5 protein-coding genes and 1 pseudogene are annotated in these 4,709 nt (G+C 68.0%); all 6 read left to right on the top strand.

All coding sequences use genetic code 11. The features are described 5' to 3' along the window. Positions 1-240, top strand: a pseudogene (locus AC1DO7_RS39480) (phenol hydroxylase); the annotation flags it as partial. Between the two features lie 24 nt (positions 241-264). Further along, a complete protein-coding gene (locus AC1DO7_RS39475; protein ID WP_441614274.1) occupies positions 265-579 on the top strand; it encodes a 2Fe-2S iron-sulfur cluster binding domain-containing protein in 315 nt (104 codons plus the stop codon). A gap of 94 nt (positions 580-673) precedes the next feature. Further along, positions 674-1,606: a catechol 2,3-dioxygenase gene (locus tag AC1DO7_RS39470; RefSeq protein WP_441614276.1), complete on the top strand. Its 933-nt coding sequence runs from the start codon at positions 674-676 to the stop codon at positions 1,604-1,606. A 138-nt stretch (positions 1,607-1,744) separates the two neighbouring features. Continuing rightward, the gene (locus tag AC1DO7_RS39465; protein WP_441614278.1) at positions 1,745-3,199 is read left to right on the top strand and encodes a 2-hydroxymuconic semialdehyde dehydrogenase; all 1,455 of its coding nucleotides are present in this window, start codon (positions 1,745-1,747) and stop codon (positions 3,197-3,199) included. 62 nt (positions 3,200-3,261) lie between these two features. Continuing rightward, positions 3,262-4,044, top strand: a complete 783-nt coding sequence (dmpE, locus tag AC1DO7_RS39460) for a 2-oxopent-4-enoate hydratase (protein ID WP_441614364.1) — start codon at positions 3,262-3,264, stop codon at positions 4,042-4,044. 31 nt (positions 4,045-4,075) lie between these two features. Next, positions 4,076-4,709, top strand: a 634-nt coding sequence (gene dmpH, locus AC1DO7_RS39455; RefSeq protein ID WP_477117433.1) for a 2-oxo-3-hexenedioate decarboxylase, incomplete at its 3' end; no start/stop codon positions are given.

Raw genomic sequence — 4,709 nt, 5'->3', positions numbered from 1 at the left:
GGCTGGGACGGCGCGCGCGGCTACGTCCACGATGTGCTGCAGGGCCTTTATGGCGCCAGCGGCGGCGGCGCGGATTTTCGCGGGCACAAGGCCTACCTGTGCGGGCCGCCGCCGATGATCGAGGCCTGCATCCGCACGCTGATGCAGGGGCGGCTGTTCGAGGCGGACATCCATACCGAGAAGTTCATCTCGGCGGGCGACGCGCAGAACAGCGCGCGCAGTCCGCTGTTCAAGATCTGAACGAACCCTGCACGAGGACTCGCCATGCACAACGTGGAGATCGCCGGCAGCGGGCAGTGCTACCCGTGCGCGCCGGAGCAGAACCTGCTGCGCGCCATGGAGGCGCTGGGCAAGCGCGGCATCCCGGCCGGTTGCCGCGGCGGTGGCTGCGGCGTCTGCAAGGTGCGCATCGAATCCGGGCGCTACCACACCGGCAAGATGAGCCGCGCCTGCCTGTCGGAGGCGGAGGAGGGCAGCGGCCTGGTGCTGGCCTGCAAGGCCTACCCGGACAGCGACATCCGCCTGCGGCCGGTGGCGCTGCTGCAGCGCTGCCTGGAGCGGCGCATGCCGAAGACGTAGTCGCAGCAGAACCGTAGAACAGTAGATCAGTAGAAAAAACGCAGCAAGAAAAGATGGACCGATAACCCCATCATCAAGGATCAAGGAGACAGTCATGGCATTGACAGGCGTATTGCGTCCGGGGCACGTGGCATTGCGCGTGCTGGAGCTGGAGCCGGCGCTCAGGCACTACACCGAGGTACTCGGGCTGATCGAAACCGCGCGCGACGACAAGGGCCGCGTCTACCTCAAGGCCTGGGACGAGCATGACCACCACAGCGTGGTCCTGCGCGAGGCCGACAGCCCGGGCATGGACTACATGGGCTTTCGCGTGGACAGCGGCCGCACGCTGGAGCGGCTGGCGCACGAAGTGGAGCAGTCGGGCCTGGCCTCGGACTGCCAGTGGATTGCCGCCGGCGAGCATCCGCGCACCGGCGTGCGCTTTCGCTTCACCATCCCCACCGGCCATGCCATCGAGCTGTTCGCGGACAAGGACAAGCTGGGCTGCATGACCGGCGACAGCAACCCCGACCCGTGGCCCGACGACCTGCGCGGGATGGCGCCGAGCCGCTTCGACCATTGCCTGCTGTATGGCGACGACGTCGACGGCACGGTCAGGCTGTTCCGCGACGTGCTCGGCTTCACGCTGGCCGAGGAAGTGGTGGCCGGGCCGGACCGGATGCTGATCGGCGCCTTCCTGACCTGCTCCAACAAGGCGCACGACATCGCCTTTATCCGCCACCCCGAGAAGAACAAGTTCCACCACGCCTCGTTCAACCTGGACAACTGGGGCGAAGTGCTCAAGGCCGCCGACATCATCTCCAAGAAGGACGTCTCGCTCGATATCGGGCCCACGCGCCACGGCATCACGCGCGGCGCCACCATCTACTTCTTCGATCCTTCCGGCAACCGCAACGAGGTGTTCTCCGGCGGCTATATCCACTATCCGGACAAGCCCACCATCACCTGGACCGACAACGAACTGGGGCGGGCGATCTTCTATCACGACCGCAAGCTCAATGATGCGTTCCTGAGCGTGCTGACCTGAGCGCCGCGAGTTGAGCGGACCGGCGTGGCACCGGATGGCGCCGGTTTGCTCCCCCCTCCCACGCGGTGGGAGAGGGGAGAGCGCGCACAGCCGGCCGGGCGCCCGGCCCGGCGCAACGTCCCAACCATCGAGACAGACATGAAAGAATTCAAGAACTTCATCAACGGCGAGTGGGTCGGCACCGCCCGCCAGTTCGACGACCGCAACCCCGTCGACAACAGCCTGATCGCCCGCGTGCACGAAGCCGGGCAGGCCGAGGTGGACGCCGCCGTGAGCGCGGCCAGGCAGGCCCTGCACGGACCGTGGGGCAGGATGACCGTGGCGCAGCGCGTGGAGTTGCTGCACGCGGTGGCCGACGGCATCAACCGCCGCTTCGACGATTTCCTGCAGGCGGAGATCGCCGACACCGGCAAGCCGCTGTCGCTGGCCAGCCATGTCGACATCCCGCGCGGCGCGGCCAATTTCAAGGTGTTTGCCGACCTCATCAAGAACGTGCCGGCGGAGAGCTTCGCCATGGCCACCCCGGACGGCGGCGAGGCCATCAACTATGCGGTGCGCGCGCCGCGCGGCGTGATCGGCGTGGTGTGCCCGTGGAACCTGCCGCTGTTGCTGATGACGTGGAAGGTCGGGCCCGCGCTGGCATGCGGCAATACCGTGGTGGTCAAGCCATCGGAGGAGACGCCAGCCACCGCCACGCTGCTGGGCGAGGTGATGAACGAAGCCGGCGTGCCGCCCGGCGTCTACAACGTGGTGCACGGTTTCGGCCCCGATTCCGCCGGCGCCTTCCTGACCGCGCACCCGGATGTAGACGGCATTACCTTCACCGGCGAGACACGCACCGGCGAGGCCATCATGAAGGCTGCCGCCAATGGCGTGCGTCCGGTCTCGTTCGAACTGGGCGGCAAGAACGCCGGCATCGTGTTCGCGGATGCGGACTTCGACAAGGCCGTCGCCGGCATCACGCGCTCGGCCTTCGAGAACAGCGGCCAGGTGTGCCTGGGCACCGAGCGGGTCTATGTGCAGCGGCCCATCTTCGCGCGCTTCGTCGCCGCGCTCAAGGCCAGGGCGGAGGGGCTGAAGCTGGGCAAGCCGGGCGACGACGGCGTGAACATGGGGCCGCTGGTGTCGCTGGAGCATCAGGCCAAGGTGCTGTCGTACTACCGCAAGGCGGCGCAGGCCGGCGCCACCGTGGTCACCGGCGGTGGCGTGCCGCCGATGCCGGGCGCGCTGGCCGAAGGCGCCTGGGTGCAGCCGACCATCTGGACCGGCCTGCCCGAGGACGCGGCGGTGATCCGCGAGGAGATCTTCGGGCCCTGCTGCCATATCGCGCCCTTCGATACGGAAGAGGAGGTCGTGCGGCTCGCCAACGATACGCCCTATGGCCTGGCCGCGACCGTGTGGACCAGCGACCTCGGCACCGCCCACCGCATGGGCCGTGCGCTGGACGTGGGCATCTGCTGGATCAACGCCTGGTTCCTGCGCGACCTGCGCACGGCCTTCGGCGGCGCCAAGCAATCCGGCATTGGCCGCGAGGGCGGGGTGCATTCGCTGGAGTTCTATACCGAACTGCGCAATATCTGCGTGAAGCTGTGAGGCTGGCCATGGGCAACGAGACAAACGCGACAAACGCGACAAACGAGATGGACGTGACGAGCATCACGCGAGAACAGATCCGCGAGATCGGCGCGAGCCTGCACCAGGCACTGGTCGCGCGCGCGCCGCTGGCTCCGCTGACCGCGACCTGGCCAGGCCTGTCCATCGACGACGCCTACCGCATCCAGCTGGCCATGGTGCAGCACCGGATCGATGCCGGCGAGCGGGTGGTCGGCAAGAAGATCGGCGTGACCAGCCGCGTGGTGATGGACATGCTCGACGTGCGCCAGCCGGATTTCGGCCACTTGCTGTCCGGCATGGTCCACGGCGACGGCGCGGCGATCGCCGCCGACACGCTGATCGCGCCCAAGGCCGAAGGCGAGATCGCCTTCGTGCTCAAGGAAGACCTGGCCGGGCCGGGCGTGACCAATGCCGACGTGCTGCGCGCCACCGCCTACGTGCTGCCGTGTTTCGAGATCGTCGATTCGCGCATCCGCGACTGGAAGATCCGCATCCAGGACACCGTGGCGGACAACGCCTCGTCGGGCGTGTTCGTGCTCGGCGATGCGGCGGTGGACCCGCGCGGGCTCGACTTGGGCACCGTGGGCATGACGCTGGAGAAGAACGGCGAGATCGTTGCCACCGGCGCGGGTGCGGCCGCGCTGGGCCACCCGGCCAATGCGGTGGCGTGGCTGGCGAACACGCTCGGGCGGCTCGGCATTGGCCTGAAGAAGGGCGAGGTGATCCTGTCCGGCTCGCTGGCCGCGATGGTGCCGGTCAAGGCCGGCGACCAGCTGCGCATCAGCCTCGGCGGCATCGGCTCGGCCGGCGTGCGCTTCGTGTGAATCCCGTCTATCCGCTGCACAGGAGCTAGCCATGAACCTGACCCAAGACACCATCCTCCAGCTCGCCGAGTTCCTGGAGAACGCCGAACTCACGCGCGAGCCGGTGCGCAAGATCACCGATACCCATCCCGACATGGACTGGGACGACGCCTACGCCATCCAGGACGCGATCCGCGCCCGCAAGCAAGCGCGCGGCACCCGCATCGCTGGCCTCAAGATGGGCCTGACCTCGTTTGCCAAGATGCGCCAGATGGGCGTGACCGAACCGGTCTACGGCTTCCTGACCGACTACGGCGCCTGCATGGATGGCGGCGCCATCGACACCGCCGCGCTGATCCATCCCAAGGTGGAGGCGGAGATCGCGTTCGTGCTCAAGCATCCGCTGCGTGGCCCGGGCTGCCATATCGGCGACGTGCTGGCGGCCACGGACTTCGTGCTGCCGGCGGTGGAGGTGATCGACTCGCGCTACGAGCAGTTCCGTTTCGATCTCAAGAGCGTGATTGCGGACAACACCTCGTCCGCGCGCTTCGTCACCGGCGGCACGCACCGCGGTGCCGACGGGCTGGACCTGAAGAACCTCGGCGTGGTGCTGGAGAAGAACGGCGAGGTGGTGGCCACCGCGGCCGGCGCGGCGGTGCTGGGCCATCCGGCCAGCAGCGTGGCGA

It is taken from the genome of Cupriavidus sp. 05N40 (genome assembly GCF_056397305.1).
Note: the sequence above shows the minus strand (reverse complement) of the source record. Positions and strands in the feature narration are given on the sequence as shown.

Excerpts from the sequence above, each read along its gene's own strand:
- AC1DO7_RS39475 (WP_441614274.1), top strand. The coding sequence starts at position 265 with ATGCACAACGTGGAGATCGCCGGCAGCGGGCAGTGCTACCCGTGCGCG.
- AC1DO7_RS39465 (WP_441614278.1), top strand. The coding sequence starts at position 1,745 with ATGAAAGAATTCAAGAACTTCATCAACGGCGAGTGGGTCGGCACCGCC.
- AC1DO7_RS39470 (WP_441614276.1), top strand. The coding sequence starts at position 674 with ATGGCATTGACAGGCGTATTGCGTCCGGGGCACGTGGCATTGCGCGTG.